Genomic DNA, 25,956 nt, shown 5'->3' with positions numbered 1-25,956 from the left:
GTAGTTGAGCATATAGCACTTGAATTACAATGCTTAGCTAAGATGGAAACAACATTTGGTAAAACGAGAGAGTATAAGAAAAAGGGCGTTTATACAGTTGTTTACTCCTATGTTGTTGAAGAGGCCGGAAAAAAGGCTGGAGAGTTTGCAATAGAGATAACCGAAAAGTTAATCGATGGAGAAATTCCGGATATAAGTCCTTACATAAATGAACTACTTGAAATAAGAGAGAAGTGGGCACTTGGACCTTCAACACAGGCAATTGTAGATGAAGCAATAAAAAGAGGGATTCCAGTCATTAGATTATGGGACGAGGGTAATTTAGTGCAGCTTGGTTACGGAAAAAATTCAAAGAGAATATGGGCAACAACAACTGAATACACTTCCAATATAGCAGTTGAAATTGCCTGTGATAAAGAAATTACAAGGAAAATCCTAAGGGACTGTGGAATACCCACACCAAAGGGTCTTGTTGTAAGATCCTTTGAAGAAGCAAAGGAAAAGGTAAAGGAAATTGGTTTTCCCTGTGTTGTGAAACCTGTAAATGGAAATCATGGAAAGGGCGTTACGGTAGGTGTAAATAATTTAAGGGAACTTAAAAAGGCCTTTAAATATGCAAAAAAATATTCAAATGAAATAATTATAGAGGAGCTTGTAAGTGGAAAAGATTATAGGATTTTAGTAATAAATGGAAAAGCAGTAGCCTGTGCCCAAAGGACACCTGCTCATGTGATAGGTGATGGAAAAAGAACAATTAGGGAGCTAATTGATGAAGTTAATAAAGACGAAAGAAGAGGTATAGGTCATGAAAAGCCGCTAACAAAAATTAAAATTGATGAGATGACAATGGAAATATTGAAGAAGAAAAAGTTAACACTTGACTCAGTTTTGCCCAAAGGTGAAATTTTATATCTTAAAACATCGGCAAATTTGTCAACTGGGGGAGAGGCAGAGGATGTAACGGATATTGCTCATCCCACAAATTTAAATTTAGCAGAAAGAGTTGCAAGAATAATAGGGCTTGATATTGCAGGAATTGATTTTATAAGTGAAGATATAACAAAACCACTCTTTGAAACCAACGGAAAAGTTGTAGAGGTAAACGCTGCACCTGGATTTAGAATGCACGTATATCCTTCGAAGGGAAAACCAAGAAATGTTAGTTCTTATGTTTTAGATATGCTTTTCCCTCCAGGAAAGGAGGCAAGAATCCCTATTATATCAATCACAGGAACAAATGGAAAGACTACAACTGTAAGGATGGTTGCTCAAATTTTAAAGCTATCAGGTAAAAGAGTCGGTTTTACAACGACGGAGGGTATATATATAGGGAATGACTTAATTGTAAAGGGTGACATGACTGGCCCCTGGAGTGCACGATTAATCCTAAAAGACCCATCGGTTGAGGTGGCAGTTTTTGAGACCGCAAGAGGGGGGATATTAAGAGAGGGCCTAGGTTACGATAAGGCAAATATTGGAGCAATTTTGAACGTTTCTGAAGATCACCTTGGTTTAAGGGGAATTGAAACAGTTGAGGAGATGGCAGAGGTAAAGTCAGTTGTTATAGAAACTGTTATGGAAAATGGTTTTGCGGTATTAAATGCCTGTGATAAATTAGTTAGAAGTCTTCAAGATAGGACTAAGGCAAGGAAGGCTTTTTTCTGTATAGAAGAAAATGACTTTTTTAGAGAACATTGTGATAGAGGTGGAATAGGCACTTTGTTACAAAATGGAACAATATATATTGTAAAGGGAGATTTAAGGATTCCTGTGATTGATGTTATTGATATGCCTAGTTCTTTTGGGGGTAAGGCTAAATTTAATATTGAAAATGCTCTTGCTTCAACTCTTATAACGTTTCTATCTGGAGTTTCGATAGAGACAATAGCTGAAGGACTTAGAAGATTTTATCCTGATTTTAATGAAAATCCAGGAAGAGCGAACTTTATTTCAATAGGAAAGTGGAAAATTATCTTAGATTATGCTCATAATCCAGCAGCTTACGAAAATATCTTTTCTCTTTTTAATCTTCTTCCATCTGAATTAAAAATATGTGTTTTAGCGGCTCCTGGTGATAGAAAGGATATATATATTGAAAAGATGGCAGATATTGCATCAAAGGGGAGGGCTGATTTTTATATATTAAGGGATGATGAGGATTTAAGGGGGAGAAAGCCCTTAGAGGTTCCGGAAATTTTTAAAAGAGTTCTCTTAAAAAATGGAATACCTATGGAGAGGATTTTTATAAAGAAAAACGAGGAAGAGGCGATTCAGTTTGTTATGGAAATTGCAGATGGTAAGGAGGCTTTATTTTTAATCATTGTAGAAAACCCAGAAAAAGCCTATAGTATCATCAAAAAGAGAAAAGTGGAATTGCCTATATAAAGTGAACTTTAAGCAAAGAGAATTACTAGTAAATTTTTTAATTTTTATTCCTGTATTTTTAACAATTTCTTTATTTTCTCTTTTTTCAGACATTACGGATGATGAAGGTATCCCGCTGAATGCTGTTTTATTTATGTTAAAGGGTGGTAAAATCTATGAAGAACTTTTTGAGTTTTGGGGTCCCTTTTCCTTTTATATAAATTACCCCATCTTAAAGTTTTTTCCTCAAAATCTTCTAACTGTGAGAATATTCACGTCTTTTTTAATATCAATTGAGATTCTTCTTCTTTTTCAGATTTCCAAAGAGTTTTTAAGTAGTAGAAACTCAAAAATAATGATATTTTTCTTTGTTTTGAATTTAATTACTCTTAAGTTAATTATTCCATCTCTAAGATGGTACACTTCCTTTTTGAATGTTTTTTCAATATTTTTCCTAATCAATTATATAAAAAATGGAAAAAGCCTTAATCTCTTTCTCTCAGGAGTATTTACAGGTTTAAACATTTTCAACATGCAAAATTATGGTCTTTTTTTAGCTATAAGTACTTCTATATTTCTTTACTTTTTTCTAAAAAGCTACAAAGACACTATACTATACCTATTAGGAGTTTTATTGGTTACTCTTTTTTGGAGCACATTACTTTTTTTTCAGGGAGTTTTGGATGATTACATAAAAAACTTCCATCTAATTGTTTTAACCGGAAGTTATACACAGTCACAATGGAGTTATAACAATGACTGGTTTAATTATTTAAATATCATAAAATCAACATTTCTTTCTATTTTTATTTTAGACATAAAAAAATTTTGGAAAATTTTTATAACTTTTTTTAACTTTTTTATGCCAATATTTACTTTTATTTTAACTCCTCTTTTTTTGGAGAGAGAAAAAAAGATTATAGTTTTATTATTAACTAGCGTTTTTCAGTATCTTTCGATGTTAATACAAGGTCCTGATGTCCTTAGATGTTTTAGTTTTTTGCCATTTAGCTATGTGCTTTTTTTTAAACTCGTTAAAAAAATCCCTGCTGTTGAGAATTTAATTATAAAAAATTCTCTTAGAGTTTTTGTGAATTTTTTATTTTTATATTTAATACTAAGGGCTCTAACACACATTCATTACGTTTTTACAACAAAAAAAAGTTTTCTTAATTTAGAGCGAGCTAAAGTTTTTGTAGAAGAAGGTGAAAAAAAAGGGTATTTAGAGCTTAAAAAATTTTTAGATGAGGAAGTAAAGGATAAAAAAGTCTTTTTCTTAGATAATGGAGCAATTTTTTATTTTCTCTTTAAGGTGGAAATCCCAGTCTACAGAGACTTTATAGAGCCAAATTTTCCAATAGAAATTCAAGAGAGAATTATAAAAGATATAAAAGAAAAGAGAATAGAGTATATAATACAGAAGATAAATTTGGTTTACCCAAAAGATTGGAGTAAAGATAAAATATTTGACTATGTTATCAAAAACTATAATAAAATAAGGGTTATAAAATTGAAGGTTGGGGAAATAATTGAAATCTATAAATTGAAAAATGAGGCTTAAATTTTTACTCTTTTTAGGTTATATCACTCTTGTTTTAATTTTAATTTTCACAAAAGGGCTTTGGAATTTTATAACTTTTCCCCTTTTGCTTTTTGTTTTAGGTTTCGTGCTTTTGCATTTTATACTTGAGTCTGAAGATCTTTTGACAACTTTACTTTTATCTTTTACATTTGGATACAGTTTCTATGTACTTTTTGTTTCAATTTTTATAACTAAACTATCGCTTAAGTTTAAGATAGCTAATTATACTTTCCTTTTGTTATCAGCTTTTATAGTACTTTTGTCCATCATTTTTTCTGATTTTAAAAGGCCACTATGGAAGAAAATTGTTATACAAAGGGAAAATGTTGGAATTTTCTTGGTTATCTCATTACTTTTCTGCTTGTTTTTATATTTTCTCTTAGAAATGAATTCAATTAGAGACTCATATCTTCATTATTCTTATGTTTATAGCGTTATAAATGGTGGTAACATTTTTACTTATCCACTTTTTTGGAATGAACCTATATTTTATCAAGTTTATTCAGATATTTTACTTTCCTGTTACTCTTTTTTTTCTTCAAAAGAGGCATGGGAAAGTGCAATAATTTTTGCAATTATTCATTTTTTTCCCACTATAATTCTTCTTTACAAATTTTATAAAAAATTTACCTCTCATTTTGGCTTACCCCTTTTAATATTTTTAGTAGCAACATTTTTAGCTTCTTCAAGATGGATTCATTCAATTCTTCACTTTATAAAAATAGGCGATATAAATGGAATAATAGAAATTTTTAAATATGGAAAATACGTATATTCTGGTGTAACACCCAAATATTCTATCTTTTACTTCTCTTTTCATTCACCAACATTTGTTGGTTTACCGTCGTTACTTTTAATATTTTTTATTCTTTTTAATAGAACTGTTAATGACTTTTACAAGGGGATAATTATAGGTATAACTCTTTCATTTTTATCTTTCTGTAGCTTTGCCTTTTTCCCAATAATAACGATTCCCCTATTTGTTACTTTCTTAATAAAAAGAGAATATAGAAAAGCTTTATTTTGTTCATTTTTAACGGCGCTTATCTTCTTAATTTTTAACAATTACATATTTAATCTAATAACACTATCTTCAGCTCTTCCAAGGATTAGATTTCGTCCATTAGCGCATACTCTTGTCCATTCTCCTTCCTTGGTATTTTTTGAATACTTTTTTATCACTGCTATACTTTTTGTTGGTATTTATTTTTTCATAAAAAGAAAAAAAATTTTAGAAATTGATATATTTTTGTTAATTCTTCCACTACTTGGAGTTTTAATTATTCATTTATTTAGTTATGGGGACACCCCCTTTTTAATGAGATATATTCAACTAATAAGTTTGTTTGGGCCCCCCTTTATTTATTTAGTTTTAAGAAAAATTTTTGAATTAAAAAACAGAAAAATCTCTATTTTGCTTTTTGTATTCATTTCTCTGTTTATCTTTTTCGGATTCTTATTAGAAATTAAATTCTACACCTACGCTGTAAAAAGAGATTGGAAATTCTCTTTGACAAGTTGTGAAAAAAAGGCCATAAGTTTTGTGAGGGAAAAATTTAGTAAAGATAGAGAAAAAATTAAAATATTTGAAAGAGACTCTGATCCCTTTATGATTTATTCAGGCTTTTTTACTGAGGGATCATGGGTTTATAATTCTTATCTAAAAATTATAACTCCTTACAAAGATACAATTTTGCATAAAAGATTTTTAGATTCACTAAATATAGATGAATTCAGAAAAAATGGGTTTTCTCTCATAGTAGTTACCGATGATTTTATAAAGAAGGCAAGTCAATATACTTTAAGTCTTATAGAAAACAAGAATTTGTTTGAAAAAATTTTTGAGTGTGATGATATCCGCATATATAAACTTAGAGAAAATTAAAAAGTTAGTTTTATCGCTTCTTTTATTTTCTGCTTTTTCTCTGATTTTTTTTAAAAATCAAATCAATTTTATACTATTTCCCTTATTTTTGTTTTTTAAAGGTTTTTCACTTATTTACCCCTTATTAAAAGGTGAAGACGCACTCACAATTTTCCTGTTTTCCTATACTTTTGGTTATTCTATTTATGTGCTTATTGTCTCTTTTTTTATTTCAAAATTTTTCCTTTCTCTTTCAATCTCAAACTACATTTTTATTTTACTATCGAGTATCTCAGCATTTTTAATATTTTCTATCACAAACATAACCGAATTTTTTTTAAAAAAAATTGAATTAAAAATTTCTAACAAATTTTTCTTCTTGATTATTTCTCTTCTTTTTGTTCTTTTTGCTTATATCCTTTTTGAAATGAGTTCTATCAGAGATGAGATATTACACTATTCTTATGCTTATCATATTATAAACGGGGGTGATATTTACACCTTCCCTCTTTTCCAATTTAAAAAAATATTTTATCACTTTTATTCAGATGTCCTATTAGCGGGATACTCTTTTTTTACAGGACTTGAAGCATGGGAAAGTTCCTTAATTTTTGCAACAATTCACTTTTTCCCCTTCGTAATACTTCTTTATAAATTTTTTTCAAAATTTACTTCACATATAGGATCTCCCCTATACATTTTTCTCTTTTCTATTCTTTTATCCTCTTCAAGATGGTTGCATACACTACTTCACTTTCTCAAAAATAATAGATTAGAAAATATAGTAGAGATGTTTTTGTACGGAAAATATACATATTCGACTCTTACCCCGAGTTATTCGATATTTTACTATCTATTTCATACACCAACTTTTGTTGGTTTACCCTCTTTACTTTTGATATTCTTCATTCTTTTCAATCAGAAAGGCAACTTCTGCATATACAGAGGACTAGTAATAGGAACAATTCTTGGTTTCTTATCCTTTTGCAACTTTGCATATTTTCCTATTGTTACTTTGCCACTTTTTATAATATTTATAAAAAAAGAATACAGAAAAGTAATTTTCTACTCTTTTCTTACGATGCTTGTACTTTTAATTCTTAACGACTATATTTATAACTCAATCAAGCTATCCTCAGCAATTCCAGGAATTAGAGTACGTTTATTTGCTCAAACACTTTTGCACTCTCCATCTCTTGTTTTCTTTGAATACTTTTTTGTAACTTTTGTCCTCTTTTTAGGTTTTTATTTTTATCTAAAAAAATCAAAATTTGTTGATAGTGATTTGGTTTTATTTGTTTTCAGCTTAACTGGAGCTATATTTCCACACATTTTAAGCTATGGGGAAACACCCTTTACACATCGCTATGCAAGCCTAATTGGACTTTTTGGTACCCCCTTTATTTATCTTACTTTTGAAAAAATAAAAGAAATAAAAAATAGAACTCTCTCTCTCGTCTTTTTAGTAGCCTTGTCATTTTTAATTTTTCTTGAATCAATCCTAAATATAAGGTTTTATAGCTATGCAGCTACGGGTGAATGGAAATTTAAACTTTCAGACTGTCAAATTGAAGCAATTAATTTTATAAGAAAGAATTTTTCAGATAAAAGAGAAAAAATAAAAATATTTGAAAAAGAAAAAGACGGATTCATGATCTTTTCGGGTTTCTGTGTTGAAGGTTCATCACGATATAATAGATATCTCAAAATTATATTACCTTTAAGCGATACAACTAAATACAAAAAATGGTTAGACTCTCTTGACATTGTTGGACTTAAAAAAGAAAATTTTCTCTTGATCGTCGTTACTAAAGAATTTAGGAAAAAAGCAAGTAGATATACCCTAGATCTTATAGAAAATAAAAACTTTTTCGAAAAAATATTTGAATGTGACGAAATAGAAATATTTAGAATTATTAACTGATTTTTTCTCTTTCCTCAATATAAATTTTTCTGATCGGATAGGGTATAATAATTTTTTCTTCCTTGTATCTCTCATTGAGTCTTTTAATTATCTCATGTCTTATTAAAAATTGATGAGAGAACTCTTTTATTTTCACAAATATGTTAAAATTGATTCCATATTCACCGAAAGAGTTATATCTTATAAAAATCTCAAAATTTTCGTCTTTTTTATAAAACTCCCTCAGAACTTCCTTTGCCACTTCTACTGTTAATTTTTCAACCCTATTTAGATCACTATCAAAGCTAACGCTTACAGGAATAGTCAAAAAAAGATCTTTTTCGGGCAAGTGAAAGTTAGTAACAATAGTAGAAGAAATCTTTGAGTTTGGAACAATAATCAGGTTATTTTGCAGGCTTTTTATCACGGTGTTTCGCCAGTTAATATCTAAAACATACCCCTCTTCACCCGATGCGAGTCTAACATAATCACCCTGTCTTATATGTTTAGAAATAATTATGTGAAAGCCAGCAAAGAGATTTGAGAGTGTATCTTGAAGAGCAAGAGCAACCGCAATTCCACCTATACCTAATGCCGTAACTATGGGTAAAATCGATATACCCCAAAAATGAAGAAGTATAAGTAACCCTACTATAAGGATGGATATTTTAACTATATTCTCAAGAATTGAAACTGAAGGTAAAGCTTCTTTTATTTTTCTTGTATAAATTTTCAGAAATATTGAAGCAAAGTCCATAAAAGCAATCGTACCAAAAAGTATATAAAGAGAAACTAGAAGCTTGTGTAAGAAATTAGAGATCTCTGTTTTTAGCTTTGAAAAGGCTATAATAAAGTGTAACACAATAAGTACGATAAGAATTAAAAAAATTAAAATCCATCTTTTCAGAATTCTTTTTAGTGGAGCACAAAGTTCAGGAGGTACACATTTTTCTATTTTATCGAGAGTTTTCAGAATTAATTTTCTTAAAAAAAAGAAAATCAATACTAAGCCAAGTAGTGAAAGGATTGAGATTAAGATATAAAATTTCATCGGCAGATTTGTAAAATTTAAGAACTTTTTATAAACTTTAGAACTTCTTTAAATATTCTCCTATAGGAGATTCCAAACTTTTCGAAAAGCTCTTCAGGTTTACCTGATTCACCGTATGTATCTTCTATAGCCAAAATTTTCATAGGAACAGGAAAGTTCTCGGCTAAAAAGGTCGCTATTCTTGAACCAAGCCCACCATCCTTTAAATGTTCCTCCACCACTACAATTTTTCTTACACTTTTCGCCACGTTTATTATTGTCTCTTCATCTAAAGGTTTAATAAAGGGAGCATCGTAAACTGAAGCTTTTATGCCCTCTTTTTTTAGAAGATCGTGAGCTTTTAATGCTTCCGCAACAGTTAAACCATAGCTAAAAATCGCTACATCTTCTCCCTCCTCAAGCTTAATGTATTTTCCCCATTTAAATTCAGGTTTATTTTCGTAAATAATAGGAGCGCTTGGTCTTTGAGTTCTTACATAGCATGGTCCCTCTCTTTTAGCTACTTCTTTTATTAACCATCTTGTGTAAACTTCATCACAGGGTGCAACAACTGTAAAACCAGGAAAGGTACACATGAGAGCAATATCTTCGACGCTTTGCTGGGTAAAACCATCTTCACCTACTGAAATTCCTCCGTGAGAGGAAACGAATTTAACGTTAAGACCACTACCTGCAACAGAAATTTTAATTTGTTCGTAGGCTTTATTTATCATAAAGCAGGCAAAGGACGAACAGAAAGGAATTTTACCACACCTTGCCAGTCCCGCTGCAGCACTTACCATATTTGCCTCAGCTATCCCAAAATTATAAAACCTATTTGGAAATTTTTTAGCAAAAAGGTATGTGTGAGTCGATTTTGAAAGATCAGCATCAAGGACAACAATTTCTTCTATTTCTTCGCCTATTTCGACAAGAGTTTCTCCGTATGCAGCTCTTGTAGGCTTTCCTAATTTAAATTCTCTCATCATAAAATTCAGATATCTGGATATATTTCTCCAAGCTCTTCTAAAGCCTTTAAAGCCTCTGCTTTGGTTGGTGCTCTTCCATGAAATTCGTTATTATTTTCCATAAAAGAAACCCCCTTTCCTTTCACAGTGTGTGCTATTATACACTGTGGCTTTATAAAATTATTCTCTTTAATCCTATCAAAAACATCTTTTAGTTCCTCAAAGGAGTGACCATCAACCTCAAAAACTTCCCAGCCAAAACTTTTCCACTTATCAGCTAAGGGTTCTATATCTAAAATCTCTCTTACGGGTCCATCCAGTTGAAATTTATTATAATCAACTATAGCTGTTAAGTTATTTAATTTATGAAATCCAGCAAACATAGCGGCTTCCCAAACCTGGCCCTCCTCCATCTCACCGTCACCCATTATTACATAAACCCTATAGTCTTTCTTGTCAATCTTCCCAGCTAGTGCCATACCTATACCGACAGATAAACCTTGACCAAGTGAACCTGATGAAATTTCAAGAAGGGGTAACTTTCTTCTATCAGGATGACCTTGTAAAGGTGAGTTTAATTTTCTTAGAGTCCAAAGCATATACTCAGGGATCCAACCTATCTCTGACCAGACAGAGTATAGAGAGGGAACACCGTGCCCTTTAGAAAGTATTAACCTATCTCTATCGGGCCAAAAGGGATCATCTTCTCTATATCTTAAAATGTCTCCAAAATAAAGAGTTACAAGAATTTCTACTAGAGAAAGAGAGCCTGCAGGATGGCCACTTCCAGCTTTATAAAGCATCTTTATAATCTTTCTTCGCACTGCTAAAGCTTTTTCTGTCAAAAGTTCTTTTAATGCTAATTCCATAGTTATTATTTTAAGATCAAGAAGATTTAAATATGCAAAAGATCTGAAGCTACTAATTCTGTTATATCCATAATCTGGAAATCATCGGCTCCTAAGTCTTTTTTAGCATCCTCTAACATTCTTAAACAGAAAGGACAAGAGACTAAAATATCTTTAACATTAAGATCCATTAACTCCTTCATTCTTACTATATTTACTTTTTTACCCTTTTTGGTTTCCATCCACATTCTCGCACCGCCAGCACCACAGCAGAAAGAAAAAGATCCCCTATTTTTAGGCTCCCTTAATTTTCCTATAGAATTTATCAAATTTCTAGGCTCCTTATAAATCTTATTATGTCTTGTAAGATAACAAGGATCGTGAAAAGTAAATATTTTATTCTCTTTCTCTAAATTCAATTTTCTGTTTTTAATTTGTTCATATAAAAATTCAGTGACGTGAATTACCTCTTTTTTAAAGCCAAAATCAGGATATTCATTCTTAAAAACATTGTAGCAATGGGGACAGTGAACAATTATTTTATCAAACTGATACTTGTTAAAAATTTCTACGTTTGTTTCAGCGATAATCTGAAATAAGTATTCGTTTCCAGCTCTCCTTGCAGGATCCCCATTACATATTTCCTCTTCACCTAAAACAGCATAATCAACATTTAAATCATTCAAAATTTTTACTACACTTCTTGCAATATTTTTGAGCCTTTCATCAAAACTTGAGGCACATCCAACAAAGTAAAGATACTCAAAACTTTTCTTTTCAGAAGCTTTTTTAATAGGTAATCCCTCCATCCATTTTACTCTATCTTCTTTCCAAAAACCCCATGGATTTTGCTTTTGTTCCATATTTTTGAAAAAAAAGGAAAGTTCAGTTGGGAATTTACCTTCTGATAAAACTTCTCCTCTTCTTAGATTGATTATATAAGGTATGTGCTTTATATCTAACGGACAAGCTTCCATACAGGCTCCACAGGTTGTACAAGCCCACAGTGCTTCATCTGATATAACGTTAACCTTAATTCTTTCAGAAATCTCCCCTTTCTTTTTTAAACCTACCTTTAGTAGAAGCTCTCTTGTGTTAATTACTAAATATTTTGGTGAAAGAGAAGATCCAGATAAATAGGCAGGACAAACATCTTGACACCTACCACATTCAACACATGAAAAGGCGTCTAATCTTTCACTAAAATTAATATCACTAATTTTAATAAATCCAAACTTAGTATCCTCTCTACTAAAATCAATTTTGTCAATGTAAGAATAGGATTTTAAATCATAGAGGAATACATTTATTATACCGTTTATAATATGAAAGTGTTTTGAGTGGGGAATTAAATTAAGAAAGATAAGAACAAGTAAAAGGTGTAAAAAGTAGCTAAATTTCCAGAAAGTAATATTTGCAGGCACAAGGTTTAAAAAAAGGAGTGAGAACCACCTACCTTGTTCTGTCCTTTCACCTAACTTTGTGGCAGATGAAGATTCAAGAAGATATGTTATCATTAGCAGAAAAATTAGACTCAGAATTAAAAAAGATTCAAGTTGAGGACTTTTTTGAGCCTTTCCGTAAAGAATAACTTCATTTTCGGGTTTTGGTTTTATTATGGCTTCAGGTTTTAATAAAAATCTTCTTATAAAAAAGCCAATGACGCTTATAATGACAAAAAGAGCAAAGAGATCAAGGAGAAAGCGATAAAAGGTAAGATAGTTTATTTCAATAAAGGATGGAAGGCCGTATATGTGAAAAATCATATCGATTGTTGAAAGTAGAAACACAAAAAATCCCCAAAAAACAAAAAAATGAAAAATACCAGGTAGAGGTCTTTGCCTTATAACAGTAAACTGAGTGAAAACATAGGCTAAAACTCTTGAAAGGCCGTCTAAAAGTCTTATTTTTGGCTTTTTCTCACCTTTTAGCACAATACTATATCTTATAAAACAGGACCTTATAAAAAAGATGAATGAAATTATAAAAATTAGTAGAAAAAGGATTCGTTCAAGAAATGAAAACTTCATGATTGATTTTAACACAGGAAAAGAGAATAATTCTAATAAAAAGGTGTATAATAGACTATGAAGTTTTTGATAAGGTCAAAAGATTTTGAGCCTTGTTATTTAAGATTAAAAGAAGAGGGAAAGTTAAAGGAGAAAGTAGAAAAGGCACTTTCCCTTCTTGAAAAGCCTTGTCGAGTTTGCCCACGAAGATGTAAAGTAAAAAGATTAGATAACGAAAAAGGTGTCTGTAAAATAGGAAGATACGCTGTAGTATCATCAGCATTTGCACACTTTGGAGAAGAGGACGTTTTAAGGGGCGTAAATGGTTCTGGAACAATATTCTTTTCAGGTTGTAATTTAAAGTGTGTTTTCTGCCAAAACTGGGATATATCACAAAATGTGAGAGGCTATGAGGTAAAACCAAAAGAACTCGCAAAAATTATGATTTACCTTCAAGAGCAGGGCTGCCACAATATAAATTTTGTTACACCTGAACATGTTGTCTCCCAAATAATGGAAGCAATACCTTTTGCAATAGAAATGGGTTTAAATGTTCCAATAGTTTATAACACAAGTTCCTATGATTCAGAGGAGTCTCTGGAGCTAATGGAAGGAATAGTAGATATTTACATGCCAGATTTTAAATTTTGGGAAAAAGAGAGCGCAAGAAAATACTCTTTAGCTCCTGATTATCCAGAAGTTGCAAGAAGATCGATAAAAACTATGCACAAACAGGTGGGAGATCTTGTTCTTGATGAGTATGGTATTGCAAAAAGGGGAATCTTATTGAGACACCTTGTTATGCCCAATCTTGTTGAAGAAAGTAAGAAAATCTTAAAGTGGATTAGGGATGAAATTTCTGAAAATACTTTTATAAATATAATGGCTCAATATAGACCGGAGTATAAGGCAAAAAACTATCCAGAAATTTCAAGAAGACCAAAGCTAAGAGAATTTTGGGAAGTAGTAGAGTACGCAAGAGAAATAGGTCTTAAAAGATTAGATAAAAGGAGCATAGAAAACGGGAAATACTTTTTAAATCTCTAATGGTTCTTTTTAAAATAATAAAAACTTACTTTTATAAAGAAAGGATTAATCTGCAGATTCACTACTTTCTTTTATGTGTTGGGGGTTATACTCTTGCTCTTATTAGAGAAAAAATTCCTATAGTTCAAATAGACTTCTTTAGCTTTTTTCTTTCAATTTTAGCTATAATTCTTGCATTTTATTCCTCTCTTGTATTTAACGATATTTACGACTTTGAGGGTGATAGAAGAAATTCTAAAAGAACGCCTCTTACTTTGAATTTGGTTGAAAAAAAGAGCTATTTCCGCTATGGTCTTCTGTTTATGTTTATATCATTATTTTTCTCAATTTTAATTAACATTTACTCTTTTGTAAATCTTTTAGTTTTACATTTTCTTCAGGTGATTTACAGTTTTCCTCCCATAAGATTAAAAAGAGTATATCCTGTTTCAATCATAATACTTTCACTTGCAGCTTTGTTTACTGTCCTATATGGTTTTTCTGTTATTGAAGAAAAATACTATTTAAAGAATTTTCCAGTAAAGCTATACCTAGTGTTTCTGCTAGCTTTCCCATTTGCTATGAATTTTAGAGATGTTCTTGACCTTGAAGGTGATAAAATTCAAAACATAAAGACCTTAGCAGTTCTGGCTGGAGAAAAAAAGGCTCCTCTTTTTGCTGGTATTTCCTTACTTATTACCTATTTACTTGTTGCAATAATTTTATCTAAACCGGTCTTTTATCTTTTATCATCAATCTTAGGATCCTTAAGTTTAGTTTTGTCTCTAAGAAAAAAATTTGAAGAAACTCCCCTTTTCCTTATATACTTTTTCTACCTTACCCTGTCAATAGTAATAATACTTTTTAATCCTCACTATTTATTTTAGTTTCATAAATGAAGGCAATAGTTTTTAAGGAGAGTATTCCGCGCTACGTTCTTACTAAAATCTTAGGTAAACTTAATAGATCCTTTTATTGGAGCATTTTTTCCTGTGTAAGATACGTTGATATTGAGGAACCTAAATTACCTCCCGGGAAATTCTTAAAAATAAAAACAACTTATGGGGGAATTTGTGGAAGTGATATAAATCTTATAACTTTAAAAGATTCACCACTTTTATCACCCTATTCGTCTTCTCCCTTTGTGATAGGCCATGAAAACGTGGGGGTTATATGGGAGTTATCTAATGATGTAGAGGGGTTTGCAAAGGGAGATAGAGTTATAGTTGATCCAGTTCTTTCTTGTAAAGCAAAAGAAATAGTTAATTTATGCGAAAATTGTAAAAAGGAAGAATATTCAAGATGTTTAAATTTTGCAGAGAAGGGAAAGTTAAGTGAAGGAGTAATAATTGGAGCCTGTTTGGCAACAGGTGGTTCTTGGGGAGAATACTTTATTGCCCACGAGTTTCAAACTTTTAAGCTTGATGATGATATCTCTGACGAAGAGGCAATTTTGATTGATTCTTTTTGCTCTGCCCTTCATCCCGTCTTAAGAAATTTCCCTAACGATAATGAGAAAGTTTTAATAATCGGAGCTGGAATTATTGGAATTAGTGTTGCAATCGCCTTAAAAGCACTAAAGAGTAATGCAAAAGTTTTTGCTCTCTGTAAATATGACTTTCAAGCTGAAAGGATAAAAGAATACGCAGAGGTTATTTATCTTAGAGAAAATTATTTAGAAAGATTTGCCGAAATAACTGATTCTAAGATTTTAAAACCTATATTAGGAAAAAAGTTTCTGAACTCTGGTTTTGACTTAATTTTCGAATGTACGGGAAGTAAAGACATGATAGAAAGTTCTCTTGGATGGACAAAGCCTGGAGGAAAAGTTGTACTAGTGGGAACCTCTGGTGTTTTGAGTTTTATGGATATGTCTTTATTATGGTTTAGGGAAATTAAACTCGTTGGAACAAATTCCTCAAGCACAGAAAATTTTTTGGGAGAAAGGAAAAGATGTTATGAAATTGCAATCAATCTTATTAAAGAGAAGAAGATAAATTTAAAAGATCTCTTAACTCACAAGTTTAGTTTAAAAGATTATGGGAAAGCTTTTGAAACAAACTTAAACAAAAAGAAAAGTAAATTAATAAAGTCTGCTTTCTATTTTAAGTAATCTAAATTATATTAAGTCTTTTACCAACTTTTTTAAATATTTCAAGTCCTCTTTCAATGTGTTCATCAGTGTGTGTAGCCATACAACTTGTTCTGAGCAAGGATTCAGTTGGAGGGACACCTGGAGGTACGACTGGATTTACGTATATTCCTTCTTCAAGTAGCTCCTTCCACATGTAAACTGTTTTCCATCTATCTCTTATGTAAACAGGTACTATTGGAGTCTGTGATTTGCCCACATCGAAGCCCAAAGATTTTAGACCGTTTCTCCACTTTTCTGATATTTTTCTTAAATTTTCAATTCTTTCAGGTTCTTTTTGCATTATTTCAAGAGCCTTTAGGGCACTGGCAAGATTCGGGGGAGATATAGCTGCGCTAAATATGAAAGATCTTGCAACGTGCTGAATGTAAAATATGACGTCCTTTTGGCCCGCAATAAACCCCCCTAAACTTGCGAAGGATTTACTAAAAGTACCCATAATTAAGTCAACACTATCTTCCAATTTAAAGTGATTAGCAGTCCCCCTCCCACATTCACCAAGCACTCCTATAGCATGGGCATCATCTACCATAAGTCTTGCATTATACTTTTTACATATCTTAACTATTTCTGGCAATGGGGCTATTTCCCCACTCATTGAATAAACCCCATCAACAATAACCAATTTCCCTTTATTCTCCGGTAATTTTTGTAATACTATTTCTAAGTCCTCCACATCGTTGTGTTTAAATCTTTCCATTTTACCAAAGGACATTTTACAACCGTCAATTATTGAGGCATGATCCTCCTTATCAACAATCGCATAATCTTCCCTACCTACAAGGGCTGATATGGTTCCTACGTTTGTTTGATATCCAGTTGAAAATACAATACATTTTTCTTTTCTTAAGAATTCAGCAAGTTTTTCTTCTAATTCGATATGAAGCTTTAAAGTACCATTCATAAATCTTGAGCCCGTTACACTTGTTCCGTATTTTTTTATAGCTTCGATAGCAGCTTCTCTTACTCTTTTATCTGTTGTAAGACCTAAGTAGTTATTTGAGCCGAACATCAAGATCCTGCGCCCATTATATATCGCCTCTGTCCCCTCATTATTTTCAAGAGGAATAAAAAAGGGATAAACTCCCCTTTCAATAGCTAGTTTTGCTTCGTAAAGGGGGTTCGTTGGCGATAAATTTCTACACTTTTCAAAAATATCCATCTTGTAGAAACTTTTTTAAGTAGGTTTTGGTAAATTATAATTTTGAGCAAATTCGATTAATTTCTTTTTATTTTGTTCGCTCATCTTACCAAGAGGGAACCTAAATTCTTCTTCGATCCATCCAAGATGGGCAAGAAGTGTTTTTACAGGTAATGGATTAGTCTCGATAAAGAGTAGGTTCATTAAAGGTAAAGCTTCATAATGCATATCTCTTGCCTTCTCCACTTCTCCATTTTTAAACAGTTCGATCATCTTTTTTAAAAAGCCAGGATTTATATTTGAATAGACAGAGACTACTCCATCGTAGCCTAAAGATAAAAGTGGAAAGGTCCATGAGTCATCACCTGAAAGTAAGGATATTTTTCCTTTAAGCAATTTTGAAATTTCCATCATCTGGTCTAAATTTTTAGAAGCCTCTTTTATCCCAACGATTCTATCTGGAATCTTCTCGTAAATTTTTAAAATTGTTTCTGGTAATATGTTAGTTCCAGTTCTCCCTGGCACATTATATATTATTATCTTACCTTCAGAATTTTTTGCTAAATAGAGAAAGTAATCTATGAGGTTATTTTGAGTAGGCCTATTGTAATAGGGAATCACTACAAGATGATAATCAATTCCAAAGTCAAGTGCTATTTCAGCGTATTTTAAAGTTTTTTTCCCGTCGTTTGTTCCTACACCTGCTATCAAATTTATTTTGTTTTTGACTTTCTCTTTAAAGAAGCTGAAAATTTCTTTTCTTTCTTCACTATCGACAGTGGGGGCTTCTCCAGTTGTGCCAAGTACAAGAATACCATCTGTGCCACTTTTTAAGTGCAAGTCAATTAATCTCTCAAATGCCTTAAAATCGATCTTCCCCTCTTTAAAGGGCGTGACAATTGCACATATCTCCCCGCTTAATTTATTATTCATAATACATATTTTATGAGAGCATAGCTAAAGGGTTCAAATCCTTTTTCAATAGGAACGTTGGGTTATGTTTAAATTAATCTTAATTTCTTACTTTTTTTACCAATTTTCACCTTCTCTTTCAGTTAGAAGTAAGGGGGTAATTAACAATCCTGCAGGACTTGCCTTTCAGCAGGGTTTTGAAATTTTCTATAACTTAAAACATCAAAATAATTTCGGTAAGAGTAAAGAAAATATGTATCACCTTCTAAGTTTAAGCTTTTTTAATAGTGGTTTTTATCTTTATTCAGGAAAAGATAGGAATATTTATAAAATAGCTTCCGGAATTCCCTTTGGAGAGAAAGTATCAACTGGAATATCGTACACTTTCGGTGATACATCAAGATTTTACACACTTGGACTAATGGTAAGACCATTTTCTAATTTTTCTATTGGGTTAAAAAGCGTTCTTCATAAGGGTTATAGAGAAGACGTTCTCGGTTTTGCCCTTAAACCCTTAACAGATAGAGTTACTTTATCAGTAGATTTAAGATTTAAAAAAGATACGTTAGATTTCTATAATTTTTTGGCGTCTATAGAACCTATAGAGGGGATTCTTTTTAATTTTAATGTTGAAACTTGTAAGGGATTTTATAAAGATAACACAAGATATATGTTTGGAGTTGAATTCTCATTTGGAAATGGAATTCTATCGTACTTAGTGGACAGAGATGAAAAGGAGATGAGTTTAGGTATAATAGCGTCTAGGGAAATATACCCTAAATTCTTTAAGGTAAAAAACAAATGGATTGAAGTCAGATTAAAGGATTTTTATCCAGAAGAGAGAAAACCTGCTGGATTTTTATCATTTAAAATTAGGGAATCCTTTTATGATCTAATAAGTGGTTTTGAAAGAATTCTTAAAGATGATGAAATAGAAGGGGTAATAATTTATTTTGAAAATCCTTACTTTTCAAGAGCTCAAGCAGAGGAGCTTAGAAAAATTATAAAAAAGATTTCTGAGAAAAAAATTACAGTTTCTTATGGAGAAAGCTTTAGTGAAGATAACTATTACATTGCAAGCGCTTGTGACAAAGTTGTTATTCCTAAAGAGGGCTATATAATACTTAATGGTCCCTATGCTGAAAAACTCTATTTTAAAAGACTCTTTGACAAAGTGGGGATAAAAGCACAGTTTGAAAGAATTGCCGAATATAAGTCTGCTGTTGAACCTTTCACAAGAGAAGATATGAGCAAAGAAGATAGTGTTCAGATTTCTTTATTTTTAAAAAGAATTTTAGATAAAGAAGCAGAAGATATAAGTAGTTCTAGGAATATTTCTAAAGATACTCTTTTAAAATTGATGGAAATGGAGGTTTTCTTTAATTCTGATGAAGCCTTAAAAGAAAAACTTATTGATACTGTGGCTTATGAGAATGAAGTTATAGATATTGCGAAAAAGTGGTTTTCAAAGAAAAAAATTAAGAAAGTTTCTTATAAAAGATGGGATGAAAGGAAGTTTTTAAAAAGAGAATTTGTTGACACAAGACCGAAAATAGCAATTTTATCCTTAGAGGGGGCAATTGTTGAAGGTGAAAGTGGAGAAAATCCCTTGCCTTTAATTGGTGGAAAAATGCTTGGTTCAAAAACAGTTCAGCAAATGTTGGAAGAAATAGAAAAAGATAAGGGTATAAAGGCAGTTGTTATAAGAGTTAACTCTCCTGGTGGTTCTGCCCTTGCCTCAGACATAATATGGAACTCATTAAGGAAATTGAAGGAAAAAAAGAAAGTAGTGGTCTCAATGGGACAATATGCAGCCTCAGGTGGATATTACATCTCATCTCCAGCAGATTATATTGTTGCAAACTATACTACACTTACAGGCTCAATAGGGATACTTGGCGGAAAAATTTCAGTTGATAAAATGTTTGAGAAAATTGGAATAACCGTCGATAGGGTAAAAGCACTAAAACACTCAGATGCCTTCTCAATCTTTAGAGAGTTTAGCGAGGAAGAAATAAAGGGTTTAAAGGAAGAATTAAATTGGGGTTACAAGATTTTTATTAAAAGGGTGGCTTCCTCAAGAAACTTAAAGGAAGTTTACGTGGATTCAATAGGTAAAGGTAGAATATGGTCTGGGTACGATGCAAAGGATTTAAAGCTTGTTGATGAAGTAGGAGGAATTCTTGAAGCGATTGAAATAGCAAAAAAGCTCTCAGGAATTAAAAAAGACTTTAAGGTAATTATGTATCCTAGGGTAGATTTGTTTAGAACGTTCTTTAAGCCAAGTATAACATTTAAAAATCCGCTTAGCTTGCTTCAGGAAGAGAGTTATATTTACTACAATGACGTAAGACTAAAATAAAAGAGGGTTTTAAATTGACAAAAAAGCTTCTTTTGGCAGCTCTTTTTATATTTATAGTCTTCACCTTTTACATGATTTATCCAAAAGAAAAGCGAAATTTTACTACGGGAACTGTAGAGGCTAAAGAAGTTGAGATTTCAACAAAATATATAGGTAAAGTTATAAAAATCTATAAGGATGAAGGTGATTTTGTTAAGGAAAACGAAATTTTACTTGAAATAGATAAAAGGGAAATATTAATAACAAAGAGGGAAACAGAAAAAAAATTATTAAGTTTACATTATGAAAGAAAAGCTGTTGAAGAAGAAATAAAAAACTTGAGAGAAGAATTAGAGAGGCTCGAAAGCTTAAAAAGGGAAGGGGCTTTTCCAGAAAGAGATTATGAAAGATTAAAGAGTAGATATCAATCACTCAGTTACAAATTGAGGTCCATTGATGAAAACATAGAAGCACTAAAGGAAAACCTTGAAAAAATAAAGATTTTTGAGGAAGAGACAGAAATTAAATCTCCGATAAGTGGAGTAGTTATTGAAAAAAATATAGAAGTTGGAGAATTAACAAAACCCTATACCCCTCTTTTTGTAATCGCAAATTTAGATACTCTTTATGTGTATGCCTTTTTGCCTCAAAAAGAATTAAAACATATTAAACTACTTAAAAGTGTTAAAATTAGACCTCATATAGGTGAAAAGATTGAATTTGAGGGAAAAGTGGTTTGGATTAAAGATGAGGCAGAGTTTACTCCTCGAAATATTTTAACTCCTGAGGAGAAGGAGCTACTTTTTTTTAGATTTAAAGTAAAAGTTATAAACAAAGATAACATTTTAAAGCCTGGAATGACAGTCTCAGTTTTCTATAGATGAGTAAAAAACATGTGATATTAAAATTAGAAAACATAAAAAAATTTTTTGGGGAAAAGGAGGTATTAAAGGGAATAAACCTAGAAGTAGAGGAAGGTGAAATAGTTGTAATAACAGGGCCTGACGGCTCAGGTAAAACAACACTTTTAAAAATTATAGCCGGACTTTTAAAACCAGACTACGGAAAAATAACATTTTTAGATAAAGATTTAATAAAAGAGAGAGACAAACTAAAAGATAAAATAGGGTACTCATCTGAAATCTTTTCACTATACCCTGACTTGAAAGTAAAAGAAACTTTAAATTTTTTTGGTGAAGTTTTAGAAATAAAGGATAAAAAAATAGTTGAGGAAGTTCTTAATATAACGGAATTAAAAGTTGCAGAGGAGAAACTGGCAAGAGAACTTTCTGGTGGTATGCAAAAAAAACTTTCTCTGGCATCCATATTAATCTCAAAACCGAAACTTTTACTTTTAGATGAGCCTACAAGAGGAATAGATCCAGTTTCAAGACAAAGACTTTGGATCCTCTTTTATAGACTTTCTGCACAGGGGATCTCTATAATCATAACGACTCCCTATGTCCTTGAAACAAATAGGGCAGAGAAGGCTTTTACAATTAGGGACGGTTTTTTAGTCCCCTACAAAGAAGAAATTTGCATGAAAAAAGCAGAAATTTTAAAAAAAGAAGAAAAAGAAACATTAATTAATGTAGAAAATATTTCGAAAAAATTTGGAGACTTTTATGCAGTAAAAAACTTAAGTTTTGATATCAAAAAAGGTGAAATATTTGGTCTTTTGGGGCCAAACGGTGCTGGTAAGACAACTACTTTGAAAATGCTCCTTGGACTTATAAAACCAACAGAGGGAAAAATTAAGATAATGGGAGAAGAATTAAAAAGTGAAAACGTAAGAAAAATAAGAAAAAATATAGGTTATCTTTCTCAAAAGTTTACGCTTTATCAAGATTTAACCTTATATGAAAATCTTAAGTTCTATGCTGGACTTTATGAAGTTAAAGATGATAAGAATAAAATTGAAGAACTTATTAGATTTTTTGATTTAGAAAAATGGAGAAATCAGGTAGCAGGCGAACTTCCCTTAGGTGTTAAACAAAAGCTATCGCTTGCCACGGTACTTTTAAACTTACCTCCTATTTTGTTTCTTGATGAACCCACATCCGGAATGGACGCAAAGACAAGAAGCGATTTTTTTAAAATTTTGGAGAATCTCAGAGAAAAAGGTCATACTCTTATTGTTACTACCCACTATATGGACGAAGCTGAACTTTGTGATAGAGTTTTACTTATTGATAAAGGTAAATGTAAAGCTTTAGATAGCCCTTTAAATCTTAAGAAAAAATTTATGGAAGATTATAAAATTTATGAAATAAAAGTAAAGGATCCCCTATTTTTTGAAAAATTTATTGAGAAGGAAAATGAAATTATGTATACACGAACTAGAGAGGGTTTTAAAATTTTTTCAAGAAAATTAAAAAAAATAGAAGAGACCCTAAAAAAGGCTATTTCACTTGGTATTGAAATAGATCTTACAAAAGAAAGTGAGCCAGATCTTGAGGAAATTTTTTATGCAAAGATTCTTGAAATATAAGGCAATCTTTATCAAGGAAGCAGTTCACATTTTGAGAGATATAAGAACATTAATCTTATCCCTTATTGTTCCTATATTCCTTGTAGTAACTTTTGGATATGCTATAAAGCTTGACGTAAAAAACATATCGGTCTCCTTTGTTGATTATAAGCAAAATAGGTTATCAAGAGAAATTAAGAATAAACTAAATTGCACGGGGGTATTTGAGAAGATCTATGATGAGTATGAACTTACTGAGAAAGAATTTCTAAAAAATAAGATAAAAGCGAAAATTTTTCTTAAAGAGGGTTTATCAAAAGAATTAAAAAAGAGTGGAAAAGGTGAGATTATAGTGATAATTGACGGCACTGATCCAACAATGTTTTCAACGCTTTCGGGTTATTTTACAAGAACTCTAATTGAGGGTGAAGGTGCCTTAGATTTTAAATATAAAGTTCTCTTTAATGAAGAAATGAAAAGTGAGATTTATATAGTTCCAGGAATAATAGCTATTGTTCTTGTTGTTTTATCCTCAGTTCTTATAACTATAAGTTTAACAAAAGAGTACGAAATGCAAACTTTTCAGACGCTTTTAACATTACCGTTAAAACCTTACGAAATAATATTAGGAAAAGTTTTTCCCTATATTTTATTAGGAATTTTACAATTCACTCTTTCTCTTTTAACCGCTAAGATTCTTTTTAACATTCCCTTTAGAGGTAATATAATTTTCCTTTATTTTTCAGCCTTTGTATATATTTTGTCCGGTCTTGGAATAGGTGTTATAATTTCAACAAATTTTAAAAAGTCTCAGATTTCGCTTATTGTTACATGGTTAACGACAATTTTGCCGTCTTTTTTACTTTCAGGTTTTATATTTCCCTTAGAAAATATTCCTCAAGTTTTAAAAATTTTGTCATACTTTGTACCAGCCAGGTATTTTATTGAAATATTAAGAGGAGTTCTTTTAAGGGGAACTAAAATTTTTTTTCTCCTTGACGAACTTCTTATTCTTACTCTCATTTCTTCTTTTTTAATATTTATGGCCTCAAAAATAATTAAAGAGAAAATATAATAGATGAAAAGGCTTTTTTATTTTATTGAGAAAGAGTTTATTCAAGTTTTAAGAGATAAAAAAACAGGGTTGATAGTTTTTGTTGCTCCCTTAATTCAACTTATTGTCTACGGCTACGTTATATCTACTGATGTGAGAAATGTAAGAACAGGGGTAGTTGACTATTCAGGAGAAAAGATTTCAAGAGATTTTATAAACTCACTCTGTGCATCAGGTTTTTTTAAACTTAAAAAATATTATAGCGAAATTAAAGAAATGGAAGAGGATTTTATTAAGGGAGAAATTGACTTAGGTATAATAATAAAAAGAGATTTTGAGAAAAGGATAAAAAGATTAGAAAAGCCAGAAATCTTGGTTTTACTTGATGGTTCAAGGGGTTGGACAACCCAAATTATTCTTGGCTATTTTTCAAGATATCTTATGGAAAAATTCGGTAATATAAAGGGTAATTTAAAAGTGATTGTTCTTTATAATTCTGAGGGAAAATCAAGTAACTTTATGATACCTGCTGTAATAGCTATGGTACTGCTTGTGACTGGTATGATATTGACGAGTATCTCTGTTGCGAGAGAGAAAGAAACAGAAACAATTGAGCTTTTAAGTATAAGTCCTATTTCTCACCTTGAATTCATATTGGGGAAGACGATTCCTTATGTAATAATTGGATTTATAGATTTACTTATTATCGTTTTACTTTCAACAACACTTTTCAAGGTTCCTTTTAGAGGGAGTGTCTTGCTTTTACTTTTTAGTTCAGCTTTATTTTTATTTCTTGTTCAGGGCATAGGGCTTTTATCTTCAGTTATTTCAGAGACACAGGCGCAAGCAATGATAACATGTATATTTTTCGTTTTACCAATGTTAATTCTATCAGGTTTTTTTTATCCAGTGGAATCAATGCCTTTAATTTTCAAAGTTATAGCCTACTTTAATCCTCTTACACATTTTTTAATAATTTTGAGGAGTATTTTTCTTAAAAGCTCGTCCCTTTATGATCTATCTCATAATTTTTTTATACTCTCAATTCTTTCTTTTTTAGTTCTTGCATTTTCTTTTATAAAATCGAAAGAGTTACTTGAAGGAAAATAGAAACTAAATTATAGATTTACTATGATTGAATATGTGGAATATTATGCTTTAAAAAATTTGGAAAATGGTAAATATCCTATAATTTTATCGGAAAATGTTGAAGATTATAAATTTTTCAAAAAGGGAAAGGAAAGAATTCTTTTGTGGAATCCGCAAAAGGAACCTTTTGTTTTAAAAAGCAAAGAATTTAAAAATACTCTCTTTTTTGAACTTAAGCCTTCTGTGAGAGTCAATCGTGAAAGGTTAATCGAAATTTTGATAGATTCTGGTTACAAGGAGCATGAGAAAGCCTTCTCTGAGGGTGAGCTTGCAAGGAGAGGGTTTATACTTGACATATTTTTCGAAGAAGAAGATTATCCCATAAGAATTGAATTTTTTGGCGACCAAATAGAAGAGATAAGGCTCTTTGATCCCTACTCTCAACGAAAAATTGACACTTTAAAAAATATATATCTTTATATACCTAAAAAATATAGTAATTTCCTTGACAATTTTGTTGACATAGAAAGTTTCTTTTTTATTAAAGAGAAAGATTTTCAAAATAAAAAGACTATTCCACTTCCTAAGTTTAAGAGACTCTCAGAGTTTGTGGAATTCTTAAAAAATCAGGAGATGGAGATTTTTTATGTTGCCAAAGAAAGTATAAGATACAGCTATCTTAAGAAATTGATTGAAAATTTAAAGTTTTTAAAAGGTGAAATTTCAAAAAGTTTTATAATACCTGAGGAAGGCGCGATCGTTATTTCTGAAAGAGAGATTTATCCAGCTATAGAAACATCTAAAAAATTTGTTTTGCCCTTTAGAGAAGAATGTTTCTTTGAAATAAGTCCAGGAGATACCGTTATTCATGAAGAAGAAGGAATCTGCTCAATAAAAGGAATTAAAAGAATAGAAACTGAGGGAAAAGAGATCGATTATATTGAACTTATCTTTAAAGATAATCAAAAACTTTTCATACCATTTTGGGAAATTTATAAAGTTGAAAAGTATTTTGGTAAAAGAACATTTACTGATTTCTCGACAAATAAGTGGGTTAAAGAGTTTGTAAGAGCAAAGATTGAGATTCATGAATTTGCAAAAAAGCTTTTAAATTTGACAGCGAGAAGAAAAGTATTAAAGGGCATATCTTTTAAACTTGATGAAGAAGAAGAAAAGATCTTGAACGAAATTATTTTAAGTTTC

General features: G+C 31.1%; 19 protein-coding genes. 13 read left to right on the top strand and 6 right to left on the bottom strand.

The window, feature by feature from the left end:
- From cphA to ABDH49_05325, 4 genes are all read left to right on the top strand, one after another.
- Positions 1 to 2,385 (top strand): cyanophycin synthetase (gene cphA / locus ABDH49_05340; protein MEN3046387.1); only part of this gene is annotated, 2,385 nt, incomplete at its 5' end.
- A gap of 1 nt (position 2,386) precedes the next feature.
- Complete coding sequence (locus tag ABDH49_05335; protein MEN3046386.1) at positions 2,387 to 3,925, top strand: hypothetical protein; 1,539 nt, start codon at positions 2,387 to 2,389, stop codon at positions 3,923 to 3,925.
- Positions 3,915 to 5,831, top strand: a complete 1,917-nt coding sequence (locus tag ABDH49_05330) for a hypothetical protein (GenBank protein ID MEN3046385.1) — start codon at positions 3,915 to 3,917, stop codon at positions 5,829 to 5,831. Before ABDH49_05335 ends, ABDH49_05330 begins: the two co-directional genes overlap by 11 nt.
- Complete coding sequence (locus tag ABDH49_05325; GenBank protein ID MEN3046384.1) at positions 5,797 to 7,734, top strand: hypothetical protein; 1,938 nt, start codon at positions 5,797 to 5,799, stop codon at positions 7,732 to 7,734. The genes ABDH49_05330 and ABDH49_05325 overlap by 35 nt, the downstream gene beginning before the upstream one ends.
- On the opposite strand, the gene ABDH49_05320 is transcribed toward ABDH49_05325, so the two are convergent.
- The 4 genes from ABDH49_05320 to ABDH49_05305 are packed head-to-tail and all read right to left on the bottom strand — an operon-like array spanning position 7,727 to position 12,589.
- Positions 7,727 to 8,764: a mechanosensitive ion channel domain-containing protein gene (locus ABDH49_05320; protein MEN3046383.1), complete on the bottom strand. Its 1,038-nt coding sequence runs from the start codon at positions 8,762 to 8,764 to the stop codon at positions 7,727 to 7,729. The genes ABDH49_05325 and ABDH49_05320 overlap by 8 nt on opposite strands.
- Before the next feature lie 17 nt (positions 8,765 to 8,781).
- Positions 8,782 to 9,732, bottom strand: a complete 951-nt coding sequence (locus ABDH49_05315) for a transketolase C-terminal domain-containing protein (protein ID MEN3046382.1) — start codon at positions 9,730 to 9,732, stop codon at positions 8,782 to 8,784.
- Positions 9,733 to 9,737: 5 nt separating this feature from the next.
- On the bottom strand, positions 9,738 to 10,580 hold the full coding sequence (locus ABDH49_05310; protein MEN3046381.1) for a transketolase: 843 nt from the start codon (positions 10,578 to 10,580) through the stop codon (positions 9,738 to 9,740).
- 26 nt (positions 10,581 to 10,606) lie between these two features.
- Positions 10,607 to 12,589 carry a (Fe-S)-binding protein gene (locus ABDH49_05305; protein ID MEN3046380.1) on the bottom strand — a complete coding sequence of 661 codons (1,983 nt, stop codon included), beginning with the start codon at positions 12,587 to 12,589 and terminating at the stop codon, positions 10,607 to 10,609.
- A 57-nt stretch (positions 12,590 to 12,646) separates the two neighbouring features.
- Here ABDH49_05305 and ABDH49_05300 point away from each other — a divergent pair, with 57 nt between their 5' ends.
- Genes ABDH49_05300 through ABDH49_05290 form a run of 3 tightly spaced genes read left to right on the top strand, consistent with a single transcriptional unit; the run spans position 12,647 to position 15,707 of the window.
- Positions 12,647 to 13,615 carry a radical SAM protein gene (locus ABDH49_05300; GenBank protein MEN3046379.1) on the top strand — a complete coding sequence of 323 codons (969 nt, stop codon included), beginning with the start codon at positions 12,647 to 12,649 and terminating at the stop codon, positions 13,613 to 13,615.
- Complete coding sequence (locus ABDH49_05295; GenBank protein MEN3046378.1) at positions 13,615 to 14,481, top strand: UbiA family prenyltransferase; 867 nt, start codon at positions 13,615 to 13,617, stop codon at positions 14,479 to 14,481. The genes ABDH49_05300 and ABDH49_05295 overlap by 1 nt, the downstream gene beginning before the upstream one ends.
- A gap of 8 nt (positions 14,482 to 14,489) precedes the next feature.
- A complete protein-coding gene (locus tag ABDH49_05290) occupies positions 14,490 to 15,707 on the top strand; it encodes a zinc-binding dehydrogenase (protein MEN3046377.1) in 1,218 nt (405 codons plus the stop codon).
- Position 15,708: 1 nt separating this feature from the next.
- On the opposite strand, the gene ABDH49_05285 is transcribed toward ABDH49_05290, so the two are convergent.
- Complete coding sequence (locus ABDH49_05285) at positions 15,709 to 16,908, bottom strand: aminotransferase class I/II-fold pyridoxal phosphate-dependent enzyme (GenBank protein ID MEN3046376.1); 1,200 nt, start codon at positions 16,906 to 16,908, stop codon at positions 15,709 to 15,711.
- A 15-nt stretch (positions 16,909 to 16,923) separates the two neighbouring features.
- The gene (dapA, locus tag ABDH49_05280) at positions 16,924 to 17,820 is read right to left on the bottom strand and encodes a 4-hydroxy-tetrahydrodipicolinate synthase (protein ID MEN3046375.1); all 897 of its coding nucleotides are present in this window, start codon (positions 17,818 to 17,820) and stop codon (positions 16,924 to 16,926) included.
- 64 nt (positions 17,821 to 17,884) lie between these two features.
- On the opposite strand from dapA, the gene sppA reads away from it, so the two are divergent.
- From sppA to ABDH49_05250, 6 genes are all read left to right on the top strand, one after another.
- Positions 17,885 to 20,161 (top strand): signal peptide peptidase SppA, encoded by a 2,277-nt coding sequence (gene sppA, locus ABDH49_05275; GenBank protein MEN3046374.1) that lies wholly within the window; start codon positions 17,885 to 17,887, stop codon positions 20,159 to 20,161.
- A 14-nt stretch (positions 20,162 to 20,175) separates the two neighbouring features.
- The gene (locus tag ABDH49_05270; GenBank protein ID MEN3046373.1) at positions 20,176 to 21,024 is read left to right on the top strand and encodes an efflux RND transporter periplasmic adaptor subunit; all 849 of its coding nucleotides are present in this window, start codon (positions 20,176 to 20,178) and stop codon (positions 21,022 to 21,024) included.
- Positions 21,025 to 21,035: 11 nt separating this feature from the next.
- The gene (ccmA, locus tag ABDH49_05265; protein ID MEN3046372.1) at positions 21,036 to 22,631 is read left to right on the top strand and encodes a heme ABC exporter ATP-binding protein CcmA; all 1,596 of its coding nucleotides are present in this window, start codon (positions 21,036 to 21,038) and stop codon (positions 22,629 to 22,631) included.
- A complete protein-coding gene (locus tag ABDH49_05260; GenBank protein MEN3046371.1) occupies positions 22,609 to 23,685 on the top strand; it encodes an ABC transporter permease in 1,077 nt (358 codons plus the stop codon). Before ccmA ends, ABDH49_05260 begins: the two co-directional genes overlap by 23 nt.
- A gap of 3 nt (positions 23,686 to 23,688) precedes the next feature.
- Positions 23,689 to 24,774, top strand: a complete 1,086-nt coding sequence (locus ABDH49_05255; protein MEN3046370.1) for an ABC transporter permease — start codon at positions 23,689 to 23,691, stop codon at positions 24,772 to 24,774.
- 21 nt (positions 24,775 to 24,795) lie between these two features.
- Positions 24,796 to 25,956: CarD family transcriptional regulator (locus ABDH49_05250; protein ID MEN3046369.1), on the top strand; the 1,161-nt coding region annotated here is incomplete at its 3' end.

The sequence above is a fragment of the Candidatus Hydrothermales bacterium genome (assembly GCA_039630235.1).
Lineage (GTDB): Bacteria > Hydrothermota > Hydrothermia > Hydrothermales > JAJRUZ01 > JBCNVI01.
Note: the sequence above shows the minus strand (reverse complement) of the source record. Positions and strands in the feature narration are given on the sequence as shown.